The organism is bacterium (genome assembly GCA_026129405.1).
Lineage (GTDB): Bacteria > Desulfobacterota > Binatia > DP-6 > DP-6 > JAHCID01.
Genome location: JAHCID010000001.1, coordinates 532,089 through 552,989, shown reverse-complemented (window position 1 = coordinate 552,989; position 20,901 = coordinate 532,089). Strand labels below are relative to the sequence as shown.

Sequence of the window (20,901 nt, the reverse complement as noted above, 5' to 3'; positions counted from 1 at the left end):
CTACCTCCGGGCCCGCACGCCCTGCGGGCGTTCAGGTCTGTACGGCGCCGTCACCGGGGCGTCATGGGTCGGCGCGGGTGCCGGGGCGCTCGCCCCCTCCGACTCCGTCCCAATCGCCCAATTCCTGCGCATTCCGGAGCGCACGGCGACCTCGCAACCTCCCGTCCCTGCTGGACCTCCGCTGCCGCCGAATCGTGAGGTGCGCGTCCATTCTGCGACGGCGGTGAGGAAGGCACGATGTCTGCAACCACGAGCCGCCGTGGTGTGGTGCGGGTCGGTCCGGGGGGACCGGCTCCAGTGGGGTGGTGGGTTCTCAGTGTGGGTGCGGTGGTGTGGTGGTGATGCGGGGAGGCATCGGGGACGGGCGGTGACGGTGGTCGCCGCCCGTTCCCACTCCAGCGCTCAGCGCCGCGGCAGCCAGCGCGGCACGGCGTCGCGGTAGGCGCGATAGGCCTCGCCGAAACGGCGCAGCAGGCGCGGCTCCTCGACGCGCACGACCCAGAGGTGCGCGGCGATCGCCGTGGCGACGACGAAGAGCGCCGCGGACGTCGAGCCGGTCCACAGCGCCACGCCGGCACCGGCGACGATCAGGCCGGCGAAGAGCGGATTGCGCACCCGCCGGTAGGCACCGGCGATGACGAACGTCGGCTGCGGACCGCGCCGCGGCCGCCCGCGACCGGCGAGCAGCAGCGCGCTGCGCACCGCGAGGAGCGCCCCGGCGATCGCCACGAGCGCGCCGACGCCGCTCCGCACGCGCGCCTACGCCGCGTAGTGGCTGCGCCGCTTGAGCGCGATCTCACGCTCGAGGTGGAAGATCTCCACCTTCTCGACGGCGTCGTTCTTCTTCACGAACTTGTGCCCGCGCAGGGTCGCGCTCATGACCCCCAGATCGGGCCGTCCCGGATAGTCGGCGAGCGCGCGGATCTCTGTGCTCGCGAAGACCGTGTCGCCGGCGAAGATCGGCGCCGTGTGCCGGCCGGTGACGTAGCGGACGTCGCCGAGGGAGTTGTCGCCGACGTCGGCCGACGAGATACCGAGGCACAGGTTGAAGGGGATGCCGCCGAACACGATCAGCTGCCCGCCGACGTAGCGGTCCGGTTCCTGCTCGACCATCCACTGGTTGCAGTGCACCTGCGAGGTGTTGTCGAGGATACCCGTCAGCATGATGTGGTCGGTGGTGACGACGCGGCCTCGCGAGTGCTCGAGCACGTCGCCGGCGGTGAAGTCCTCGAAGTACGAGTCGGGGTTCGTCAGATGCGCTAGATCGCCGTAGCCGCGGCCGCGATCGAACGCGGGCAGGACGAGCTCGGCGTCGACGGCGTCGGGTGCCACCTCGCCGTCGTGCAGCTTGGCGTCGGGATCGCGCTTCCAGACCTGCACCTTGCGCTGGAACGTCAGCACGACCTTGCCGTCCTGGTTGCGGCCGGTCGTCTGGACGTGGACGACGCCGAGGCGCGGGTTGCTGCTCGAGCCCTTCACGCCGAGGACCTTGGTCTCGGCCTCCAGCGTGTCGCCGAGATACACCGGCGCGCCGAAGCGCATGTCGATGTACTCGAGGTTGGCGCGCGCGTTCTCGGAGACGTCCTCGACGCTCTGGCTGAACACCACGAGCATCACCAGCCCCGGGGGCACGACCAGGCCGTCGAAGCCGTAGGCGCGAGCGTAGCGCGCGTTCTTCGACAGCGGGTTGGTGGTCATGGAGAAGTCCGTGAAGAGGGTGAAGAGACCCTCGGTGACGGTCTTCCCGCCGCGGTGACGGTAGACGTCACCGGGCACGAAATCCTCGAGAAAATGCCCGCGGTGCTTACGGATGGTCGCCATCGGGCGCCCCACTTATCGGCCCGTCCGGCGGGTCGCAACACGGCGTCCCTGCCGACACGGGCCCGCCGCCGGCGCGGGTGCCGGCCAGCGGGTTCGGCCCGGCAACGCCGGGTCGACTTCGTCGCTCAGCCCATCCGACGGGCCTCGGTCGGCTCGTCGGCCTCGTCGTTGCCGCCGAGCGCCGCCACCGTCGCACGGACCACGGAGATTAGCTTCTGGCGATGCCGCTCCGGCATGCCGCGGAACAGGCGGATGATCTCTTCGAGCTCCGGCTCGCGTAGGACCTGCATCGCCGCGAAGCCCCCGCTGCCCGGGATGCGGCGGATGTCCGCCGCGAGCAGCTCGCGGGCCTCGTCCGAGAGCAGATCGGTGTCGATCGTGGCGAGCGAGCGGCTGAGCGCCAGGTGGATCTTCATCACCACCAGCAGCGGCGTGGCGAGGCCGCGCGCCGATTCGAGCCGGCTGACCGCGCCCTGGCTGACACCCGCCATACGGGCCACCTGCTCCTGCGAAAGGCCGAGCAGCTCGCGCACGGCACGCGTCTGGCGGCCAAGGCCGCGGATCCAAGCGGGCCAGTCGACCGCGCTGCTCGTGCCCACCGGAACGTCCTGCGTGTTCTCCATCGTCGTCATACCTTCCTGATGAGTCGCGGCCGGCGGGAAGAGCCGGTCAGCGCCCTGATGATCGTGATCAGATCGTCGCGCATGGCGTCGATCGACACGGGCCCCGTGTGACCGGGGGCGACTACCTGCGGAGCGAACAAGCGGTACATGACGGTCCCGACGACCGTCATGAGGATCTCGTGGGGGCGGACGGCCGACAGCGACTTCCCGGTGACCACCTCTTCGCGCATCGCGGCCTCGTGGAGCGCCATCCCCACGGGCGCGAAGAGCCCGGCGATCACCGGCGAGGCCAGCTGCGGGCCTGCCGCGATCTCGTGCAGGACCAGACGGAAGGCCGTCGGCCGCTCCCAGCCGTAGGTCGACAGCTCGACGGCCAGTCGCTCGAGCTTCTCGGTGAACGGGACTTCGGCCTCGAGCGTTTGACGATGCTTCGCGAGCAGGGGACCGAACGCTTCGTCCAGCATCGCCTCGTAGAGCTCCCGCTTGTCGCGGAAGTAGTAGACGATGGACGCGCGCCGGATGCCGACCTGCTCGGCGACGTCGGCGAGGCGGGTGTTGCTGTAGCCGCGATCGGCAAACAGCCGTTCGGCCGCCTCCAGGATCGCGGCCCGCGTGCGCTCGCCGCGGACCCGTGCTGCGCCGTCGCGATGATGCACCCGAGTCCCCTACCTGCCCGCAGGCAGACAATCAATACAGGATTTCCCTAGGGCGTCTCATACCCTGAGCAGATTTCGCGCGATCACCATCCGCTGTACCTGGGAGGTTCCCTCGTAGATCTGCAGGAGCTTCGCATCCCGCATGAGCTTCTCCACAGGGTACTCCTTCATATAGCCATAACCGCCGAAGATCTGGACCGCATCGGTGGTGATCCGCATCGCGTGGTCGGCGCCGAAGGCCTTGGCGTAGCTGGAGACGATGGGTGCAGGCGTCCCCGCGTCGATCATCCAGGCGGCCTTGTAGGTGAGGAGGCGCATCGCCTCCACTTCGATGGCCATGTCGGCCAGCATGAACTGGATCGCCTGGAACGAGGCGATCGGCTGGCCGAACTGCTGGCGCTCCTTCGCGTAGCGCGTCGACTCGTCGAGCGCGCGCTGCGAGATGCCGATGGCGATCGCGCCGATCTCGGGACGGCTGCGGTCGAACGTCTTCATCGCGATCTTGAAGCCCTCGCCCTCGTTGCCGAGCAGCGCGCCCTTCGGCACCGTCACGTCCTCGAACACGACCTCGGCGGTGTCGGCGGCGCGCTGACCGAGCTTGTTCTTCATGCGATGCTTCTTGACGCCCGGCAGATCCGCCGGCAGCACGAACGCGGAGATGCCGCCGTGGCGCTCCTTGCGGTCGCGCGTCGCGAAGACGACGTACCAGTGCGCGACGCTGCCGTTCGAGATGAAGTGCTTCGTGCCGTTGATGACGAAGTCGTCGCCGACGCGGCGATACGCCGTCGACATACCCGCGACGTCGGAGCCTGCGCCCGGCTCCGTGATGCAGAACGCCGCGAACGAGAACTCGTTCGTGAGCTGGCCGAGGTAGCGCTTCTGCTGCTCGTCGGTGCCGGCGATGACGAGCGGATGCGCGGCGAGTCCGTTGGCTGCCACGACGTTGGTGATGCCGGCGCAGCCGTAGTTGAGCTCCTCGAGCATCAGACACGTGTCGAGGACGCCGAGCCCGAGGCCGCCGTGCTCGCGCGGCACCTCGAAGTTCATGAGGCCGACCTCCCAGGCCTTGCGCGCGATGTCCTCGGGGAAGCGCTGCTCCTCGTCGTACTCCCCGGCCTTGGGGATGATCTCGGCGGCGGCGAAACGACGGGCGGTGTCCTTGAGCTGCTGCTGCTCCTCGGTGAGCTCGAAACCCAGCATCGGCTGTGTACCTCCGGAGGTCATGGGGGGGGCGGTGGTGGTCGGCGGTCGTGGTAGCCCGCCCGAGCGCGCTTGCCAACCCGGCGGATCGGCAAGTGGTTTTGCCGGCATCGCGCTGCATGACACTCACCGGGACCGCATGTATCCTCGCTGGAAGTCGATGACGGGCGGCGACCCAGCGCCCGGGAGGAGGTCACATGCGTGGTGTGGTGGCGTGGGCGATGGGAGCGCTCCTGATGGCGTCGGCGGTCGCGGCTAGCGCGGACCAGGCGACCCGGATCCTGACGGCCCACGGGCTGCGGGCGGAGATGGGGAAGAACCGGCGGCTGGCCGCGTACGTCTCGCGCAACGGCTATCCCGACGTGGCCGAGCTGAAGTTCCTGGCCGACCGCCCGCCGTGGGACAAGTACGAAGTCACGATCTACTACCTGGGCGACCGCCGCGAGGTGAGCTTCGCGCGGGCCTACATCCTCGGCGATCCCAGCATCAATCTGTCGCGCTACGAGCGCCAGCTGACCGACGACGACGTCGCCGTGCTCCAACCGCTGGCGCGCCAGTATGGTCCGAAGGGTACGACCGGCCCCGCGGCACGGGCCGAAGCCGCGGCCGAGCGGGCAGAGCGCGCTGCCACACGCGTCGAGAACGCCGCGGAACGCGCCGAGCGCGCGGCCGACCGGACCGAGGCGATCGTCGCCAAGCTCGACACGCGCTCGGGCTTCTACAAGTAGCGCGATCCCGATCGCCACGCCGGCGCCGGATCGCTCCGGCCAGCGCGGCGCCGGAGGCGGACATCCCGTCCGTCTGCGGCGCCGCGTGAGCCGGCCTCTCGACGCGAGGCGCGCCGTCGTCCATGGATCGACGGCAATGCTCGCATGCGGCCCGCCGACGCTCCGCCAGACGTCCGTTCGGGGAGCCCGATGACGGCCGGCGAGCGCCGTTTGGTCTGGACGTTGCGCCTCCTCGCCGTCGTCTTCGGCACCGGGGCGCTGGTCCTGCTCGCCCGTCCCGAGGAGTCCGTCCAGGCGCTCTCCGACCCGGGCCTGCTCCTCGGCTTGCGCGGTCTTCCCGAGAGCCCGACGCCGGTCTCGTCCGACTTCTGGTTCCCGCACGCCGTCGCCCACCTGGCGACGCTCGCGGTCCTCGCGTGGATGGCCTCCGAGGACGCGCCGCGCCGGCGCGGCCTGGTCGGCGCCGTCGTCGTGTCGCTCCTCGTCTGCTCGGGCACCGCGTGGCTGCTCTTCGTGCAGTGGGCGCGCGCCCTGCCGTTCCTCGCCACCGGGGTCGTCGATCTGGCGACCGCCGTGCTGTTGCTCGTTCTCCTGCGCCGCAGCTAGACGCCGCTGCCCGCAGCGCCCATCGCGAGCAGCCCGGCACCTGCCTGCACGGCGACCAGGGGCCGGATCGGCAGCACGCGCAGCGCGCTGTCGCGCTCGACCTCGGCCGCGAGCGCCGACAGACGCGCGTGCACCGCATCGGCGAGCGCAGCGTCGCCGACCATCACCGCGAGCCGGTGCAGCTCGCCGAAGTAGAGCAGGTGGTAGAACGTCGAGCACACCGTCGCGTCGATCGCCTCGGCGCGCGTCGCCTCGCGCGCGTATGCCACCGTCTCGGCCTCGGCCCGCTGCGCCGCGAGACGCTTCGGCAGCTTGCGCACGTAGTCGACGACGGAGCGCGTGAGCCGGTGATCCGGCGCCCGTTCACCGAGCGCCGCGACGAAGCCCTCCAGCTCGGCGTGCAGCGCGAGCCCACGCTCGATCCCGGCCCGCACCGCCTCGCGCCGGGTGCAGCCCGCCGGTGACGCGTCGTCGAGCGCCGGGGCGGTGTAGTAGGGCAGCTCGCACACCAGCGAGTAGGCGTCGCAGACGCGGCGGATCCAGTCGTCGCCACAGGTGCCGGCCTCGATCACCGTGGCGGGATCCTCGTCCAGCGTCCGGGCGAGGTACTCGTAGGTCTCGTCGATGCCGAACAGACCGTAGATCGCCGGCGCCAGCGTGCGCAGGTACGGCACCTCGGGCTCGCCGCGATGGAGCGGCAGACCCTGCGACGCGACCAGCGCGTGGTAGGCCGGGTAGAGGTCCGGACGGCCGTCCGAGACGTAGAAGTAGACGCCGCAGAAGCCGGCGTTGTGCAGCGAGTAGTAGACCCGCGGCCGCACCCGCTCCATGACGCGCATCACCGTGGCCGTTTCGGCCGTAGGCGTCGTCCAGCGCAACGTCTTGTAGAGCACGGGGAAGCTCCACTCGACCTGCTCGCGGTGCGGCGGGCGATAGAAATGGAGCGCGTAGCGCAGCGGCGAGAACGCGCCCTTGAACCAGCCCTCGTTCAGCACGAGACCGTCGGGGTCGGCGACGGGGATGGCGTGCAGCGTCACGTCGAGCCGCGTTCGCAGCGCGTCGTCCTCGCAGAGGAGCCGCGTGAGGAAGTCGATCGTCAGCGTGCCGATCGGTTCGTTCGGATGCGGCACGCCGAGCAGCAGCACCGGCGTACGACCGTGGCCGACGCTCAGCATCTCGATCGGGCGGCCCTCGGTCGAGGCGCCGACCTGCTCCATGCGCGCGATGCCGGGAAACTCCGCGCACAGCGCCGTCGCACGCGCGCGCAGCTCGTCGAAGCCGAAGAACTCGCGGTGATCGGGAACGCGGGCGAGGAGGGGGAGGATATCCGGCACGCCGTGCCCGCCGGGGGCGGTCGCCATGACCGCCCGATCTAGCGGAGGGGCGCGACGGCCGCCACGCCCCTCCGCCGGAGTCGCTACTTCAGCTGCTCGGACGAGTAGCCGAGCACGCGCCGGGCGATGATGAGCTGGTTGATCTGCTGCGTGCCCTCGTAGATGTCGCTGATCTTCGCGTCGCGCATCCACTTCTCGAGCAGGTGTGCGCGCGAGTAGCCGAGCGGCCCGAGGATCTCGACCGCCTTCTGGGTTACCCAGGTCACGACGAGGCCGGCTTTCGCCTTGCAGATCGAGGCCTCGAGATTGTTGTGGACGCCGTTGTCGAGCATCCACGCCGCGCGCCATACGAGCAGGCGCGCGGCCTGCACCTGCGCCTCCATCTCCATGAAGTCGCGCTCGAGCGCCGTCAGCTTGTGGAGCGGGGCGCCGTAGCGGACCGTGACCCCCTTCTCCTTCAGCGTGTCGCGCACGAAATCGAGCGCCGCGCGTGCGACGCCGATGGCGCTGGCGGCGACGATCGGGCGGGTGGCGTCGAAGGTCGCCATCGCGCCCTTGAAGCCGCCCGTCTTCTTCACCTCGGCGCTGCCGAGGATGTTGTCGAGCGGGATGCGGCAGTCCTCGAACACGATCGTCGCCGTGTCCGACGCGCGGATGCCGAGCTTGTCCTCGACCTTGGTCACGTACATGCCCGGCGTGTGCGCGTCGACGACGAAGGCGCGGATGCCGGAGCGGCCGGCGGAGCGGTCGAGCGTCGCCCACACGACGACGAAGCCGTCGGACTTCTCGGCCGCCATGAGGCCGCTGGTGCAGAAGATCTTGGTGCCGTTCAGGACCCAGTGATCGCCGTCGCGCACGGCGGTCGTCTGGATGGCGGCGCTGTCCGAGCCGCAGCCGGGCTCGGTGATCGCCATCGCGCCCCACTTGGGATCGCCGTCCCTGAAGCGCGCGAGGAAGCGCTCCTTCTGCTCGGGCGTACCGGCGGCCTGCACCGCCGCGCCGCCGAGGCCCGGGTTCGGGATCGAGAGGTAGAGGCCGACGTCGCCCCAGCACAGCTCCTCGACCGTGACGCACATGCCGAGGATGCGCTCGTTCGGACCCTTGTCCTTCTTCTTCGACGGCTTGTCGTCGCCGTCGGCGCCGCCCGTCATGGTCGCGCCCTTGGAGACGTTCCACATCATGGAGAGGAACTCCATGGGCTTCTCGTGCTCCTTCTCATCGGACTCGCGCGAGATGGGACGCATGGCCTGCTCGGCGACCATGTGCGTCATGTTGCGCATGTTCTTGATGCCGTCGGACAGATCGAAGTCGATCATGATCGTGTGCTCCTCTCGCCTCAGACGATGGCGACGCCGTCGATGGTGAAGAAGCTGCGCGCGTCGCGCAGGAAGAGCTCCACCAGGTGATCGCGGATGTAGCCGTGGCCGCCCAGGACCTGCAGCGCGTTGTCGCAGATCTTGAGGACCTGGTCGGCGGCGTACTGGCGGGCGAGGACGGCCTCGCGGGTCGCCGACTTGCCCTGATCGATGCGCCACGCCGCCTCCCAGGCGAGGAGGCGGATGGCGTCGATCTCGATCGCCATGTTCGAGAGCATGAAGGCGATCGCCTGCTTCTGCGCGATGGCGACGCCGAAGGCCTTGCGCTCCTTGGCGTAGTCGCGCGCGTAGTCGAACGCGGCGCGGCCGACGCCGACCGCGGCGGCCGCCGAGGCGACGCGGCTCGCGTCGATCATGCCCTGCACGTTGCCCTCGAGCCGCGCCGACGCCGGCACGCGCACGCCGTCGAGCGTCACCGGGAAGGTGTGCAGCGCCTTCACGCCCATGTTGAGCTCACGCTCGCCGACGGTGAGGCCCTTCGCGCCCTTCTCGACGAGGAAGGCGCCGAGGCCCTCGGGGGTCGCGGCGTAGACGAGGATCACCTCGGCCCGGTCGGCCAGCGGGACGAGGCACTTCGCACCGCTCAGCACGAAGTCGCCGCCCTGCTTCTCGGCCCTGGTCTGGAGATCGGTGGAATCGAAATCCCAACGCGGCTCGGCGAACGCTGCCGTGCCCGCGGTGAACGTGGCGCCGGCGAAGCGGGGCAGCCACTCCTTCTGCTGTGCCTCGGTGCCGAGCACGGTGAGGGGAACCGTCACGAGCCGCGGCGTCACGAGGTGCAGACCGAGGCCGAGGCTGCCGTAGGCGAGCTCCTCGAGGAGCAGGACGCCCGTCACCGCCGAGCGGGCGCTACCGTAACCGCCTTGCGCCTCGGGGATCGAGTCCTGCACGAGCCCCAGCTCCCAGCCCTTGGCGGGGATGTCGCTCGGCACCGCGCTCTTCTCGTCGGCCTCGCGCAGCTGCGGGCGCAGGACCTCGCGCGCGAACGACGACAGGGTCTGGCGAAGGAGCTCCTGCTCCTCCGTGGGTTGGAAGTTCACCATGCGTGCTTTGCCTCCTTCGGGGTTCGCGGCGGCGTCTGCCCCGCGGGGTCGGGACTCGGCCGGGGCGCGAGCCACTCGGCGAGCTGGGTGACGAGGGTGTCGAGGACCGCGCGCAGGTCGATCTGCTCGGGGTCCTGGTAGTGCTGGATCTCGGCGCCCATGATGCCGCCGGCGATGCTCGCGGCGACGGCTTCGGGGTCGACGTCGGGGCGGACGTCGCCGCGCGCCTGGCCCTTGCGGACGATGGCCGCGAGGTACGCCCGCATCTGGCGCATCATCTCGCGGAACTGGTCGGAGAGGCGCGGGTTCACGTCGAGCGCCTCGACCATGAGCGTGATCACGAAGCGGCGGTGGTTCGACACCGTCGCGTGGAAGAAGCAGGCGTCGATCACGCGCCGTAGGGCCCCGAGGGCGTCGGCGGACGGCATACCGACCGTGTCGAGCACCTGCTTCTGGAAGCCGCCGATGCGATCGGTGACGGCCGCGAAGAGCAGGTCTTCCTTGTCGCGGAAGTGGTAGTAGACCGCGCCCTTGGTGACGCCGGCCTCGCGCGCGATGCGATCGATGGACGTGCCCTGGTAGCCGAGGCGCGCGAAGCAGTCGATGGCGACCGCCATCAGCTGCTTGCGCGACGGCTGTGCGGAGGTCTGTGCGGCTGGCGCGGTCGCCCCGGCCCCTGCTCCTCCGCGGGTGCGCGCCCGCGACATACCGACCGTTCAGTACAATTCCACCTCCTTGCTGTCAACGCGTTTTTCCGTGGACGTCCGCCCGGGCCGAGCGTAGCGTTCGCCCCCGTCGCCGGGATTCCCCCCGCCCGGCGACCACGCAGAAAGGAGAAGCAGATGAAGAAGTTCCTGCTCGGGTTGTGCCTGCTGGCGCTCCCCGCGGCCGGGCACGCCGAGGAGGTCTGGCGCTGGACGGACGCCCACGGCACCACCCACTACTCGAACGTCCAGGCCCGTGTCCCGGCCGATGCGGAGGCCGTGAAGACCCGAATCGTCCGCGAGGTGTCCCGCATTCCCGACGCCCAGTCCGACCTGACGATGGCCGACGGGCGCATCGTCGAGCGGCAGGCCGCCACGTCCGGGCCTACCCGCCGGCGCGACAAGCGCATCTACAACCGCGAGCGTCTCAGCTTCGGCTGCTGGGCGACGAAGGTGCTCTACTTCGGCGGCTGGTCGCACGCCGACGACATCTCACCCGTGCTCAACTGCTACCCGTTCATGATGGGCAGTCCGGAGGCGTGGCTGAACGCAGCCAGGGCCGAGCTCGCCATCCGTCAGAACGGCATCGACCTGCGCTCGATGATCCAGGCGTGGGACGAGTCCCGCACCGCGGTGGAGTAACCCGCCTCCACCCCGCGGCCCGGTCTCGCCCGCCATGGCGCGACCGGGCCGCCAGAAGCGACCCGTCGCCCTCAGCCGCGCGAGTCACTGGCTCTTCGCGGTGCCCGACTTGCCCTCGGTGGCCTTCCACGTGAAGGCCTGCGTCGTCCCGAAGCCGCGCGCCGCCTGTTCCGGCGGCGTCACCGTGAACGTCACCGGTACGGCGACGGGCACGTTCTTCGCCGTCGCGTTGGTGAGCCCGTAGGACGCCAGCGAGCCCTGGAAGTCGCCCTTCAGGGTGAAGTTGAACTTGGTGTCGCCGGCCTTGGTGACGCCCTGCTTCAGGTTGGCGTTCAAGTGCAGCTTGTTGCCGCCGCCGAGGTTCGACTTGCCCTGCTTGTTCAGGGTGAAGACCCCGGTCGCGCCGCCGACGTCGACCGTGATCACGATGCCCGTCAGCGGGATGCCGGCGCCGACGTTCACCGTGCCCTTCCAGGTGATCTCGTCCTTGCCCTGCTTCTTGAAGTTGAGCTTGATCTGCGCGTTCTTCGTCACCGGCACGGTGAGCGGCGCGAAGTTCACCACCTGGGCGAGCTCGTTCTGGGTCATGCAGGCGATGGCCTTGGAGGGCAGGGTGACGACGTTCTCCGCCACCTTCTTCGCGTGCTTCGAGCTGCCTTGCACGGTGACGTAGGTGAGCAGGAGCGCCGAAGCGCCCGGGGCGAGCGTCACCGGATAGTTGAACACCGTCTGCCCCTGGCTGCCGATCGCGATCGAGGCGCGCGACGGAGCGCCGTCACCCTGCACGACGAAGCCCATGCGCGGCTGCAGCGAGCGGTTGTTGGCCGGCGTCTGCTGCGCGGTCGCGAACCAGTTGTCGGCCGCGCTGACCGACGAGCCGCCGGTCGAGGTCGAGGTCACGCGCGTGTTCGAGCCGGAGCCGAGCAGCCCGCGCAGGGTCAGGGTCACGCTGCGCTCCGTCGTCCCGGTGTTGGTGACGACGTTCAGCCAGCGGGCGAACTCGTCGTTGTTGGGCACGAAGACCTTGCGCGTGAGCGCGAGGTCGAAGGCCGGTACGTTCTGCGTCTGGAACGTGAGCTGGCGGTTCTTGCCGTTCTGCGGGCAGTCCTCGGCGAGCAGGCCTTCTCCGGTGTTGAAGACGATCGGGTTCGGCAGATTCACGCCGTTGACGGCGGAGACGAGGAGGCCGTTGAAGCCGTTGAAGGCGTTCGTCAGCGGGATGTCGACCTTGTACTGGACCGTGTAGACGGTCGTGAACCCGAAGAACGGCGTGAAGCCGATCCAGTAGCTCGTGACCGTGACCGGCTTCGTGTAGGTGGCGTCGGTGATGGCGCCGGATGCCGTCGAGTCGTCGAGCAACGGGTTGACCGCCGTGTTGATGTGGTAGCGAGTACCGTTCGAGTCGCGCAGCTCGACAGGCAAGGCCGCCGCCGTCGCTGCGATCGCCAGGACCGCTCCCATCACGAGACCACCGAGTGCCGAACGCATACGCGCCTCCTTCGTCGAGCCCACGTCCGCCGGCTAGCAAAGGCGGCGCGCCGGGACAACCTGCGCGCATGCCGGCGCGGTTGCTAGCGGCGGGATTGCTCGCCGTCCTCGTCCTCGTCGGATGCGATCGCCGGCGGCCGCCGAACGTCCTCTTCGTCACCATCGACACGCTGCGCGCGGATCGTCTCGGCTGCTACGGCTTCGGGCTCGCGATCACGCCGGCCGTCGACCGCCTCGCGCGCGAGGGTGTGCGTTGCAGCGACGCCATCACCAGCGCGCCGATCACGCTGCCCGCGCACGCGTCGATGTTCACCGGCCTGTTTCCGCCCGCGCACGGCGTTCGCGACAATGGGAACTACGCGTTGGCGCCAGAGGCGATGACGCTCGCCGAGCGGCTGCGCGACGCCGGATACGCCACCGGCGCCGTCGTTTCGGCGGCGGTGCTGGCGAAACGCTACGGCCTCGACCAGGGCTTCGACGCCTACGACGACGACCTGTGGGCCGAGGACGAGCCCGAGCTGTTCATGATCCGCGAGCGCCCCGCGGAGCGCACCGCCGCGCGTGCGGTCGACTGGCTCGAGCGTACGTCGCCCGACCAGCCGTTCTTCCTGTGGGTGCACTTCTTCGATCCGCACCAGCCGTACGACGTTCGCGCCGCCGATCTCGCCGCGATGGCGCCGACGCCGTACGACGCCGAGATCGCGCAGGCCGACCGCGGCCTCGGCACCCTGATCGCCTGGCTCGAAGAGCACGCTCGCCTCGACGACACGCTCGTCGTCGTCACCGCCGATCACGGCGAGAGCCTCGGCGAGCACGGCGAGCCCACGCACGGCATCTTCGTCTACGACGCCACGGTGCACGTGCCCCTCGTTTTCCGCTTCCCGCGCGCGCTGCCGGCCGGCCGCGTCTACGACGGCCCGACCCGTCACGTCGATCTCATGCCGACGATCCTCGGCCTGCTCGGGCTCGAACCGCCCGCAGCGACACAGGGCCTCGCGCTCGGCGACGCGCTCGCCGGCCGCATCCCGGCGCCGACGCCGGTGCAGTACGCCGAAGCCCGGCTCGCGGAGGAGGGCTTCGGCATGGCGCCGCTCTACGCGATCCGTCACGGCGGGCGGAAGTGGATCCGCGCGCCGCTGCCCGAGCTGTACGACCTCGGCGCCGACCCGAAGGAGCTCCGGAACCTCTACCCCGCCGAGGCCGCGCAGAGCCGTCCCCTCGATGCCGACCTGACCGCGCTCGACGAGGACAGCGCCCGCCTGGTCGCGAAGCTCGGTCTGAAGGCGACGACCCACCAGATCGACGCCGAAACGGCCGACATGCTGCGCGCGCTCGGCTACCTCGCGCCGCCGGAGCAGAAGGCGGAGATGCAGGGCATGGACCCGAAGGAGGGCATGGCGCTGTATGCCAAGCTCCAGCAGGCCCGCCAGCTCGCGCAGCTCGAGCGCTGGGAGGCGACGCGACATCTGCTCGACGAGGTCCTGGCGGCGTCGCCGCAGAACGTCACGGCACGCAACCTCATGGCTCTCGTCGACGTCCGCACCGGTGACCTCGACGGGGCCGAGCGTCAGTACCTTTCATCGCTGAAGCAGCAGCCGAGCCAGCACCGCGTGGTCGGCGCCCTCGGTGCGATCGCGCTCCAACGCGGCGATCTCGACGGCGCCGCGCGCCGCTTCGACGAGGCGCTCGTCCTGGCCCCCGGATTCGTCGAGGCGATGAGCAACCTCGGCTTCGTGGCCGCCGTGCGCGGCGACGACGCCGGTGCCGAGCAATGGTACCGCCGGGCGCTCGAGATCGACCCGAGCTACCCGCACGTCCACCGCCGCCTCGCCGACCTCTTCTACGATCGCAAGGACTGGCCCCGCGCCATGGCGAACTACCGCCGCGTCCTCGAGCTCATCCCGGACTCCTTCGCCGTCCTCATCCAGGCCGGCAACACCGCCCGGTTCCAGAACGACCCCGCGACCGCCGCCGCCTACTACCTGCAAGCCGCCCGCGTCCGCCCAGACTCCTGGATCCCGCCCTACAACCTCGCCTGCCTCCAGGCCCTCGGCGGCAACGTCGACGAAGCCACCGCCGCCCTCGAGCAGGCCTTCGCCACCGGCTTCGCCAACCCCGGTCTCCTCGAAGAGAACGAGGACCTCGCGCCCCTGCGCACGCTCGCTGCCTGGCCCGGTTTCATCGAACGCGCCCGGGCTGCAGAGGCCGCGGCCGCGACGAAGAGGAGTCCGCACGTCGGCGGCTGATGCCGGAGTGGGGGCTCGCACCGGCATGGCCCGTCTCCCACGCGCGCGCGCACCGGGCGGCGGCGTTCACATGCACGCGCCGCCGTCGACCCGCAGGACCTTCCCCGTGATCCAGGCCCCGTCGTCCGAAGCCAGAAACACCGCCGCTCGGCCGATGTCGCCCGGCTCGCCGACCCGTCCGAGCGGGATCGTCGACACGATGCCTTCGCCGACGAACCTGATGAGCCGATCCCCCATGTCGGAACGCACGAGGCCGGGGGCGATGGCGTTGACGCGCACGCCCGCACCAGCGACTTCCTTCGCGGCGACCCGCATGAGGGTGTTCACCGCCGCCTTGGCGGCGTGGTACGGCGCCCCGCCTGCCGAGGCCATGTCGGCACCGATCGAGGAGATGAAGATGAGCGCGCCCTTGCGCTCGATGAGCCGCGGCAGCACGGCGCGCGCGGTGTAGAAGGCGCCGTCGAGGTCGGTGGCCATCACCCGGCGCCACTCTCCCGGGTCGAGGTCGTGGACGGCGGCAACCCGACTCGCGACGCCGGAGTTCGCGACCGCGACGTCGAGTCGGCCGAGCTGGCCGACGACCTCGTCGACCATGGCCGACACCGCGGCATGATCGCTCACGTCGGCGGCGACGGTGAGGGCGCGGCGTCCGAGCGCACGCACCTCGTCGGCCGTCTGCTCGGCGGCGTCGCGGCCGCGACGGTAGTTGATCGCGACGTCGGCGCCCTCACGGGCGAACGCGAGGACGATGCCCTTGCCGATGCCGCGGCCGCCACCGGTGACGAGAGCGATCCTGCCGGCGAGTCGCCCCATCGGTTCGGCGTCGAATCGCTATGCGGGAGTCGCCGAGTCGGCCAGCACGGTGACCACGTCGTCGCGCACCTCGGCGAAGCCGCCGCCGATCTGGAAGCGCGCCTCGCCGCCGTCCTTCTTGTAGGACAGCTGGCCCTGCTCGAGGGTGGTCACGAGCGCGGCGTGGTCGGGCAGGATGCCGAGCTGGCCCCACCAGCCTGGCAGCGTCACCTCGCGCACCTCCTCGTCGACGAGCTCGCGCTCGGGCGTGAAGACGCGCAGTCGCAGGCGGTCGGCCATCAGGCGGCGAGCTTGCGGGCCTTCTCGATCGCTTCCTCGATCGAGCCGACCATGTAGAACGCCTGCTCCGGCAGATCGTCGTGCTTGCCCTCGCAGATCTCGCGGAAGCCGCGGATGGTCTCGGCGAGCGGCACGTACTTGCCGGCGAAGCCGGTGAACTGCTCGGCGACGTGGAAGGGCTGCGACAGGAAGCGCTCGATCTTGCGGGCGCGCGCCACCGTCTGCTTGTCCTCTTCCGAGAGCTCGTCCATGCCCAGGATGGCGATGATGTCCTGCAGATCCTTGTAGCGCTGCAGGATCGACTGCACCTGGCGGGCGACCTTGTAGTGCTCCTCGCCGACGATGTTCGGATCGAGGATGCGCGAGGTCGAGTCGAGCGGGTCGACGGCGGGATAGATGCCCTTCTCCGAGATGGAGCGCGAGAGCACCGTGGTCGCGTCGAGGTGGGCGAAGGTCGTGGCCGGGGCGGGGTCGGTGAGGTCGTCGGCGGGCACGTAGATCGCCTGCACCGAGGTGATCGACCCCTTCTTCGTCGTCGTGATGCGCTCCTGGAGCTCGCCGATGTCGGTGCCCAGGGTCGGCTGATAGCCCACCGCGGAAGGCATGCGGCCGAGGAGCGCCGACACCTCGGAGTTCGCCTGCACGAAGCGGAAGATGTTGTCGACGAAGAAGAGCACGTCCTTGCCCTCCTCGTCGCGGAAGTACTCGGCGACCGTCAGCCCGGTGAGGCCGACGCGGGCGCGGGCGCCCGGCGGCTCGTTCATCTGGCCGTAGACGAGCGCCGTCTGCGAGATGACGGGGCGGCCGTCGGAGAGCTTCGACTCCTGCATCTCGAGGAAGAGGTCGTTGCCCTCGCGCGTGCGCTCGCCGACGCCGGCGAACACCGCCACGCCGCCGTGCTGCTTGGCGACGTTGTTGATCAGCTCCTGGATGAGCACGGTCTTGCCCACGCCGGCGCCGCCGAAGAGGCCGATCTTGCCGCCACGCTGATACGGCGCGAGCAGGTCGACGACCTTGATGCCGGTCTCGAACGCGGTGACCGCCGTCTCCTGGTCGGTGAACGACGGCGTCTCGCGATGGATCGCCCAGCGCTTGTCGGTCTGGATCGGGCCGGCCTCGTCCACCGGCTGGCCGATGACGTTCATGATGCGGCCGAGCGTGGCGGCGCCCACCGGGACGGAGATGCCGTCGCCCGTGTCGCGCACCTCGATGCCGCGCACGAGGCCCTCGGTCGAGTCCATGGCGATCGCGCGCACCGTCTTCTCGCCGAGGTGCTGCGCCACCTCGAGCACCAGGTTCCACGGCTCGTCGCTGATGGCCGGGTTGGTGACGGTGAGCGCGTTGAAGATCGCCGGCAGGCTGCCGTCGGGAAACTCCACGTCGACGACGGGCCCGATGACCTGCGTGATACGTCCGTTGCTCGGCATTGGCGCGAATTACCCCTTGAGCGCTTCGGCGCCCGACACGATCTCCATCAGCTCGGTGGTGATGGTGGCCTGGCGGACGCGGTTCATCTGGAGCGTGAGGCGGTCGATCATGTCGGAGGCGTTGCGCGTGGCGTTGTCCATGGCCGTCATGCGCGCGCCCAGCTCGCTCGCCTGCGATTCGAGCAGGGCCTGGAGTATCTGCGCCTCGATGTAGCGCGGCAGCAACGCACCCAGCAGCTCGGCGCGCGGCGGCTCGAAGATGTAGTCGACGGCCGGCCCGGTCTCGCCTTCGGTCTCGAGCGGAACCGGCAGCAGCGGCACGACGCTCGGGATCTGCGCGATGGCCGAGCGGAACCGGCTGTAGATCAGATAGACCGCATCGGTCTCGTCGGCGGCGAAGCGCTCGGTCACCCGTGCGGCGACCTCGCGCGCCACCTCGACGATGGGCTCGTTGGCGACGCCGGTCTTCTCGCTGGTGGGCGAGGGCCCACGCCGACGGAAGTACTCGAGGCCTTTGCGGCCCACGACGTAGAGCGAGACCTCGGCGCCTGCCTTCTCGCGCAGGAAGCTCGACGCGAGCCGGAGGACGTTGGCGTTGTAGCCGCCGCAGAGACCACGGTCGCTCGTCAGCACGACGACGTCGATGCGACGCTCCTCGCGGCGCGCGAGCAGCGGGTGCGCCTCCTCGCCGAGGTCGGCGACGACGGCGCGGAACATCTCGCTCAGCTTCCCCGCGTACGGCCGCGCCCGCTCCGCGGCCTCCTGCGCACGGCGCAAGCGTGCCGCGGCCACCATCTTCATGGCCTTGGTGATCTGCTGGGTGGACTTCACGGAAGCCACCCGCTTGCGCAGGTCTTTGAGGCTGGGCATCGGGCGGGATCAGGCCGAGAAGACGGAGGCGAAGTCGGCGAGGGCCGTCTCGACGGCCTTCGTGACGTCCTCGGTGAGCTCCTTCTTGTCGCGGATCTGCGCGAACACCTGCGGGTGCTTCGCCTCCACGAAAGCGTAGAGCTCGCGCTCGTAGCGGCCGATGGCGCCGACCGGGTAGGCGTCGAGGTGACCGGCGGTGGCGGCGTAGATGATGAGGATCTGCCGCTCGACCGGCACCGGCTGGTACTGGGCCTGCTTCATCACCTCGGTGAGCCGCTCGCCGCGGGCGAGCTGGCGCTTGGTGGCGGCGTCGAGGTCGGAGGCGAACTGCGCGAACGCCGCCATGGCGCGGAACTGCGCCAGCTCGAGACGCAGCGGGCCGGCGACCTTCTTCATCGCCTTCACCTGCGCGTTGCCGCCGACGCGCGACACCGAGATGCCGACGTTCAGCGCGGGCCGGACGCCCGAGTAGAACAGGTCGGTCTCGAGGAAGATCTGGCCGTCGGTGATCGAGATGACGTTCGTCGGGATGTACGCCGACACGTCGCCGGCCTGGGTCTCGATGATCGGCAGCGCCGTCAGCGAGCCGCCGCCCTGCTCCTGGCTCATCTTCGCCGCGCGCTCGAGGAGGCGCGAGTGGAGATAGAAGACGTCGCCGGGATACGCCTCGCGGCCCGGCGGGCGGCGCAGCAGCAGCGAGAGCTGGCGGTACGCCGCGGCCTGCTTCGAGAGGTCGTCGTAGATCACGAGGGCGTGCCGGCCGTTGTCGCGGAAGTACTCGCCCATCGCGCAGCCGCTGTAGGGCGCGATGAACTGGAGCGGCGCGGGGTCGGACGCGGACGCGATGACGACCGTCGTGTACTCCATCGCGCCGAACTTCTGCAGCTTGTCGACGACCTGCGCGACCGTGGAGCGCTTCTGGCCGACGGCGACGTAGATGCAGTGCACGTCGCCGCCCTTCTGGTTGATGATGGTGTCGATCGCGACCGCGGTCTTGCCGGTCTGGCGGTCGCCGATGATGAGCTCGCGCTGGCCGCGTCCGATCGGGATCAATGCGTCGATCGCCTTGATGCCGGTCTGGAGCGGCTGCTTCACGGGCTCGCGGGCGATGATGCCCGGCGCCTTCAGCTCGATGCGCTGGCGGTGCGGGGTGTCGATCGGCCCCTTGCCGTCGACCGGCTGGCCGAGCGCGTTCACGACGCGGCCGAGCAGGGCGTCGCCGACGGGCACCTCGGCGATACGGCCCGTTCGCTTGACCTCATCGCCTTCCTTGATGGCCTGCGCCTCGCCCATCAGGGCGACGCCGACGTTGTCCTCTTCCAGGTTCAACGCCAGGCCGTAGATGCCGTGGGGAAACTCGATGAGCTCGCCGGCCGCGACCTTGTCGAGGCCGTAGACACGGGCGATGCCGTCACCGGCAGACAGGACGACGCCCGTCTCCCGGACTTCGAGCTGCTTCTCGTAGTCCTGGATCTGCTTGCGGATGATGTCGCTGACTTCCGCCGCGCGGATCTGCATCGCGTCAATTCCCCCCGGCCGGGCGGGTCAACCCTCGCCCCCGGCCATCTCGTTCGCCACGCGGGCGAGCTGCGTTCGAATGCTGCCGTCGTACACGGTGCCGCCGGCGTCGAGCACGACGCCGCCGAGGAGCTCGGCATCGACGTCGGTCGTGGGCACGACGTCGAGACCCACGAGCCGCCGCGCCAGGTCGACGATCTCGGTCTTCTCGGCCGGCCCGAGCGGCTGCGCGGTGCGGATGCGCACGCGCGCGCGGCCGAGGGCGCCGTCGACCATCGCCTCGAAGGCGCGCGCCACGTCGCCGAGGATCGGCAGGCGATCGCGGTCGGCGAGGAGGCGGACGAGGTTGCCGACGTCGGTCGACACGCCGAGCTGCTCGACGATCTCGCCGACGATGCGCCGGCGCGCGTCGAGATCGATGCCCGAGTTCAGCACGACGGCGCGGAGGCGCGGCTCGGCGAAGGCGTCGGCGACGCGGGTGAGCTCGTCGCCGGTGGCGTCGAGCACGCTGCGATCGGGCTCCAGGCCGAGCAGGGCACGGGCATAGCGTCGGGCGAGGCCGCCGTTCACGCCGAGGCTCCCGCGGAGCTCACGAACTCGCGCACGAAGCGCGCCTGGTCGTCGGGACCGAGGGCGCCACGCACCAGAGCGGTGGCTTCGCGCACGGCCTCGTCGGCCACCTCGCGCCGGACGTCGCGGAGGGCGGCGCGGGCCTCCTGGTCGGCGAGCAACCGGGCGTCGTTGCGGAGACGCTCCGCCGTGCGGCGCCCCTGCGCGACGAGATGATCGCGCTCGGTCTCCGCGGCGGCGCGCAGGTCGGCGCGGATGCGAGAGGTCAGGGCGGGAAGCTCGGCGAGGTCGCGGGCGATCTCGGCCTCGAGCGCCGCTGCTTCGGCGCGGGCCCGGGTCCCGGCGGCGAGGGCGTCGCGAATGCGCTCCGTGCGCTCGCGGAAGTACTCGACGATCGGCCCGCGCAGCTTCCACACCAGCAGCGCCGCGAAGAGCGCGAAGTTGATCGCCGGGAGGATGAGATCGGTGATCTGGGGGGCGTGATGTGCGCCGTGCTCGGTCATCGCACCGTCCTTCCCATCACGGCGCGGGCGACGTCGCCGGCGAGCGCCTCGACCTCAGAGCGCAGCGCGCGACGCGCGGTGGCGACGTCTTCGGCGATCCGCTGGCGCGCCTCGGCGATGGTCTGCTGCGCCTCCTCGGTGGCCTCGTTGACGAGGCGTCGGTGCTCGCTCTCGGCCGCGCGCAGGATCTCCTGCGCCTCACGCTGGGCCTCCGCCCGCGCCTCCGCGAGCTTGTGCGCGTGCTCCGCCCGCATGGTCTCGGCGCGGCCTTGGACCGACTTCGCCTCGGCGATGGCCCCTTCGGAGCGGATGGCGCGCTCCTTCGCCACGGCCATGGCCGGGTCGAACCAGAGGCGCTTCAACGCCACCCAGAGCACGAGGAAGAGCGCGATCTGGACGAAGAACGTATAGTCCGGCGGAATCTGGAGCATGCGGGATGGGGCGGAGCGAGGCG

22 protein-coding genes are annotated in these 20,901 nt (G+C 70.3%); 4 read left to right on the top strand and 18 right to left on the bottom strand.

Translation table 11 applies throughout. The features are described from left to right. Positions 1 to 402: 402 nt before the first annotated feature. The 5 genes from KIT14_02535 to KIT14_02515 form a co-directional block, all read right to left on the bottom strand. Positions 403 to 753, bottom strand: a complete 351-nt coding sequence (locus tag KIT14_02535; GenBank protein ID MCW5889410.1) for an isoprenylcysteine carboxylmethyltransferase family protein — start codon at positions 751 to 753, stop codon at positions 403 to 405. 6 nt (positions 754 to 759) lie between these two features. Continuing rightward, complete coding sequence (locus KIT14_02530) at positions 760 to 1,821, bottom strand: MaoC family dehydratase N-terminal domain-containing protein (GenBank protein MCW5889409.1); 1,062 nt, start codon at positions 1,819 to 1,821, stop codon at positions 760 to 762. A 125-nt stretch (positions 1,822 to 1,946) separates the two neighbouring features. Further along, positions 1,947 to 2,444: a helix-turn-helix domain-containing protein gene (locus KIT14_02525; protein ID MCW5889408.1), complete on the bottom strand. Its 498-nt coding sequence runs from the start codon at positions 2,442 to 2,444 to the stop codon at positions 1,947 to 1,949. Positions 2,445 to 2,449: 5 nt separating this feature from the next. Further along, a complete protein-coding gene (locus KIT14_02520) occupies positions 2,450 to 3,100 on the bottom strand; it encodes a TetR family transcriptional regulator (GenBank protein ID MCW5889407.1) in 651 nt (216 codons plus the stop codon). A 57-nt stretch (positions 3,101 to 3,157) separates the two neighbouring features. Continuing rightward, positions 3,158 to 4,300, bottom strand: coding sequence for an acyl-CoA dehydrogenase family protein (locus KIT14_02515; GenBank protein MCW5889406.1), 1,143 nt, complete (start codon positions 4,298 to 4,300; stop codon positions 3,158 to 3,160). 197 nt (positions 4,301 to 4,497) lie between these two features. Between KIT14_02515 and KIT14_02510 the strand changes: the two genes are divergently transcribed. Both KIT14_02510 and KIT14_02505 read left to right on the top strand, forming a co-directional pair. Further along, entirely contained in the window at positions 4,498 to 5,028 is a 531-nt protein-coding gene (locus KIT14_02510; GenBank protein ID MCW5889405.1) for a hypothetical protein, read from the top strand. 189 nt (positions 5,029 to 5,217) lie between these two features. After that, a complete protein-coding gene (locus KIT14_02505) occupies positions 5,218 to 5,634 on the top strand; it encodes a hypothetical protein (protein ID MCW5889404.1) in 417 nt (138 codons plus the stop codon). On the opposite strand, the gene KIT14_02500 is transcribed toward KIT14_02505, so the two are convergent. The 4 genes from KIT14_02500 to KIT14_02485 are packed head-to-tail and all read right to left on the bottom strand — an operon-like array spanning position 5,631 to position 10,004. After that, the gene (locus KIT14_02500) at positions 5,631 to 6,995 is read right to left on the bottom strand and encodes a peptidase M14 (protein MCW5889403.1); all 1,365 of its coding nucleotides are present in this window, start codon (positions 6,993 to 6,995) and stop codon (positions 5,631 to 5,633) included. The genes KIT14_02505 and KIT14_02500 overlap by 4 nt on opposite strands. A 56-nt stretch (positions 6,996 to 7,051) precedes the next feature. Continuing rightward, the gene (locus KIT14_02495; protein ID MCW5889402.1) at positions 7,052 to 8,284 is read right to left on the bottom strand and encodes an acyl-CoA dehydrogenase family protein; all 1,233 of its coding nucleotides are present in this window, start codon (positions 8,282 to 8,284) and stop codon (positions 7,052 to 7,054) included. Positions 8,285 to 8,304: 20 nt separating this feature from the next. Continuing rightward, positions 8,305 to 9,387 carry an acyl-CoA dehydrogenase family protein gene (locus KIT14_02490; GenBank protein MCW5889401.1) on the bottom strand — a complete coding sequence of 361 codons (1,083 nt, stop codon included), beginning with the start codon at positions 9,385 to 9,387 and terminating at the stop codon, positions 8,305 to 8,307. After that, positions 9,381 to 10,004, bottom strand: a complete 624-nt coding sequence (locus KIT14_02485; protein MCW5889400.1) for a TetR/AcrR family transcriptional regulator — start codon at positions 10,002 to 10,004, stop codon at positions 9,381 to 9,383. The genes KIT14_02490 and KIT14_02485 overlap by 7 nt, the downstream gene beginning before the upstream one ends. A 225-nt stretch (positions 10,005 to 10,229) precedes the next feature. On the opposite strand from KIT14_02485, the gene KIT14_02480 reads away from it, so the two are divergent. Further along, positions 10,230 to 10,733, top strand: a complete 504-nt coding sequence (locus KIT14_02480; GenBank protein ID MCW5889399.1) for a DUF4124 domain-containing protein — start codon at positions 10,230 to 10,232, stop codon at positions 10,731 to 10,733. Positions 10,734 to 10,817: 84 nt separating this feature from the next. Here the strand turns inward: KIT14_02480 and KIT14_02475 are convergent, their stop codons facing one another. After that, the gene (locus KIT14_02475; GenBank protein ID MCW5889398.1) at positions 10,818 to 12,221 is read right to left on the bottom strand and encodes a hypothetical protein; all 1,404 of its coding nucleotides are present in this window, start codon (positions 12,219 to 12,221) and stop codon (positions 10,818 to 10,820) included. 95 nt (positions 12,222 to 12,316) lie between these two features. On the opposite strand from KIT14_02475, the gene KIT14_02470 reads away from it, so the two are divergent. Further along, on the top strand, positions 12,317 to 14,467 hold the full coding sequence (locus KIT14_02470; protein MCW5889397.1) for a sulfatase-like hydrolase/transferase: 2,151 nt from the start codon (positions 12,317 to 12,319) through the stop codon (positions 14,465 to 14,467). Positions 14,468 to 14,533: 66 nt separating this feature from the next. Here KIT14_02470 and KIT14_02465 read toward each other — a convergent pair whose 3' ends face one another. The 8 genes from KIT14_02465 to KIT14_02430 are packed head-to-tail and all read right to left on the bottom strand — an operon-like array spanning position 14,534 to position 20,878. Beyond that, positions 14,534 to 15,280: an SDR family oxidoreductase gene (locus KIT14_02465; protein MCW5889396.1), complete on the bottom strand. Its 747-nt coding sequence runs from the start codon at positions 15,278 to 15,280 to the stop codon at positions 14,534 to 14,536. A gap of 18 nt (positions 15,281 to 15,298) precedes the next feature. Continuing rightward, entirely contained in the window at positions 15,299 to 15,559 is a 261-nt protein-coding gene (gene atpC, locus KIT14_02460) for an ATP synthase F1 subunit epsilon (protein ID MCW5889395.1), read from the bottom strand. Further along, complete coding sequence (atpD, locus tag KIT14_02455) at positions 15,559 to 16,986, bottom strand: F0F1 ATP synthase subunit beta (GenBank protein MCW5889394.1); 1,428 nt, start codon at positions 16,984 to 16,986, stop codon at positions 15,559 to 15,561. The genes atpC and atpD overlap by 1 nt, the downstream gene beginning before the upstream one ends. Positions 16,987 to 16,995: 9 nt before the next feature. After that, entirely contained in the window at positions 16,996 to 17,856 is an 861-nt protein-coding gene (atpG, locus tag KIT14_02450; protein MCW5889393.1) for an ATP synthase F1 subunit gamma, read from the bottom strand. A 9-nt stretch (positions 17,857 to 17,865) separates the two neighbouring features. Continuing rightward, the gene (gene atpA / locus KIT14_02445) at positions 17,866 to 19,374 is read right to left on the bottom strand and encodes a F0F1 ATP synthase subunit alpha (protein MCW5889392.1); all 1,509 of its coding nucleotides are present in this window, start codon (positions 19,372 to 19,374) and stop codon (positions 17,866 to 17,868) included. Between the two features lie 27 nt (positions 19,375 to 19,401). After that, positions 19,402 to 19,944, bottom strand: coding sequence for an ATP synthase F1 subunit delta (gene atpH, locus KIT14_02440; protein ID MCW5889391.1), 543 nt, complete (start codon positions 19,942 to 19,944; stop codon positions 19,402 to 19,404). Next, positions 19,941 to 20,447, bottom strand: coding sequence for a hypothetical protein (locus KIT14_02435; protein MCW5889390.1), 507 nt, complete (start codon positions 20,445 to 20,447; stop codon positions 19,941 to 19,943). The genes atpH and KIT14_02435 overlap by 4 nt, the downstream gene beginning before the upstream one ends. Next, the gene (locus KIT14_02430; protein MCW5889389.1) at positions 20,444 to 20,878 is read right to left on the bottom strand and encodes an ATP synthase F0 subunit B; all 435 of its coding nucleotides are present in this window, start codon (positions 20,876 to 20,878) and stop codon (positions 20,444 to 20,446) included. The genes KIT14_02435 and KIT14_02430 overlap by 4 nt, the downstream gene beginning before the upstream one ends. Between the last annotated feature and the right edge of the window lie 23 nt (positions 20,879 to 20,901).

Coding starts and splice junctions, on each gene's coding strand:
- KIT14_02530 (MCW5889409.1), bottom strand. CDS start 1,821: ATGGCGACCATCCGTAAGCACCGCGGGCATTTTCTCGAGGATTTCGTG.
- KIT14_02525 (MCW5889408.1), bottom strand. CDS start 2,444: ATGGAGAACACGCAGGACGTTCCGGTGGGCACGAGCAGCGCGGTCGAC.
- KIT14_02515 (MCW5889406.1), bottom strand. CDS start 4,300: ATGCTGGGTTTCGAGCTCACCGAGGAGCAGCAGCAGCTCAAGGACACC.
- KIT14_02510 (MCW5889405.1), top strand. CDS start 4,498: ATGCGTGGTGTGGTGGCGTGGGCGATGGGAGCGCTCCTGATGGCGTCG.
- KIT14_02505 (MCW5889404.1), top strand. CDS start 5,218: ATGACGGCCGGCGAGCGCCGTTTGGTCTGGACGTTGCGCCTCCTCGCC.
- KIT14_02500 (MCW5889403.1), bottom strand. CDS start 6,995: ATGGCGACCGCCCCCGGCGGGCACGGCGTGCCGGATATCCTCCCCCTC.
- KIT14_02495 (MCW5889402.1), bottom strand. CDS start 8,284: ATGATCGACTTCGATCTGTCCGACGGCATCAAGAACATGCGCAACATG.
- KIT14_02490 (MCW5889401.1), bottom strand. CDS start 9,387: ATGGTGAACTTCCAACCCACGGAGGAGCAGGAGCTCCTTCGCCAGACC.
- KIT14_02485 (MCW5889400.1), bottom strand. CDS start 10,004: ATGGCGGTCGCCATCGACTGCTTCGCGCGCCTCGGCTACCAGGGCACG.
- KIT14_02480 (MCW5889399.1), top strand. CDS start 10,230: ATGAAGAAGTTCCTGCTCGGGTTGTGCCTGCTGGCGCTCCCCGCGGCC.
- KIT14_02475 (MCW5889398.1), bottom strand. CDS start 12,221: ATGCGTTCGGCACTCGGTGGTCTCGTGATGGGAGCGGTCCTGGCGATC.
- KIT14_02465 (MCW5889396.1), bottom strand. CDS start 15,280: ATGGGGCGACTCGCCGGCAGGATCGCTCTCGTCACCGGTGGCGGCCGC.
- atpC (MCW5889395.1), bottom strand. CDS start 15,559: ATGGCCGACCGCCTGCGACTGCGCGTCTTCACGCCCGAGCGCGAGCTC.
- atpD (MCW5889394.1), bottom strand. CDS start 16,986: ATGCCGAGCAACGGACGTATCACGCAGGTCATCGGGCCCGTCGTCGAC.
- atpG (MCW5889393.1), bottom strand. CDS start 17,856: ATGCCCAGCCTCAAAGACCTGCGCAAGCGGGTGGCTTCCGTGAAGTCC.
- atpA (MCW5889392.1), bottom strand. CDS start 19,374: ATGCAGATCCGCGCGGCGGAAGTCAGCGACATCATCCGCAAGCAGATC.
- KIT14_02435 (MCW5889390.1), bottom strand. CDS start 20,447: ATGACCGAGCACGGCGCACATCACGCCCCCCAGATCACCGATCTCATC.
- KIT14_02430 (MCW5889389.1), bottom strand. CDS start 20,878: ATGCTCCAGATTCCGCCGGACTATACGTTCTTCGTCCAGATCGCGCTC.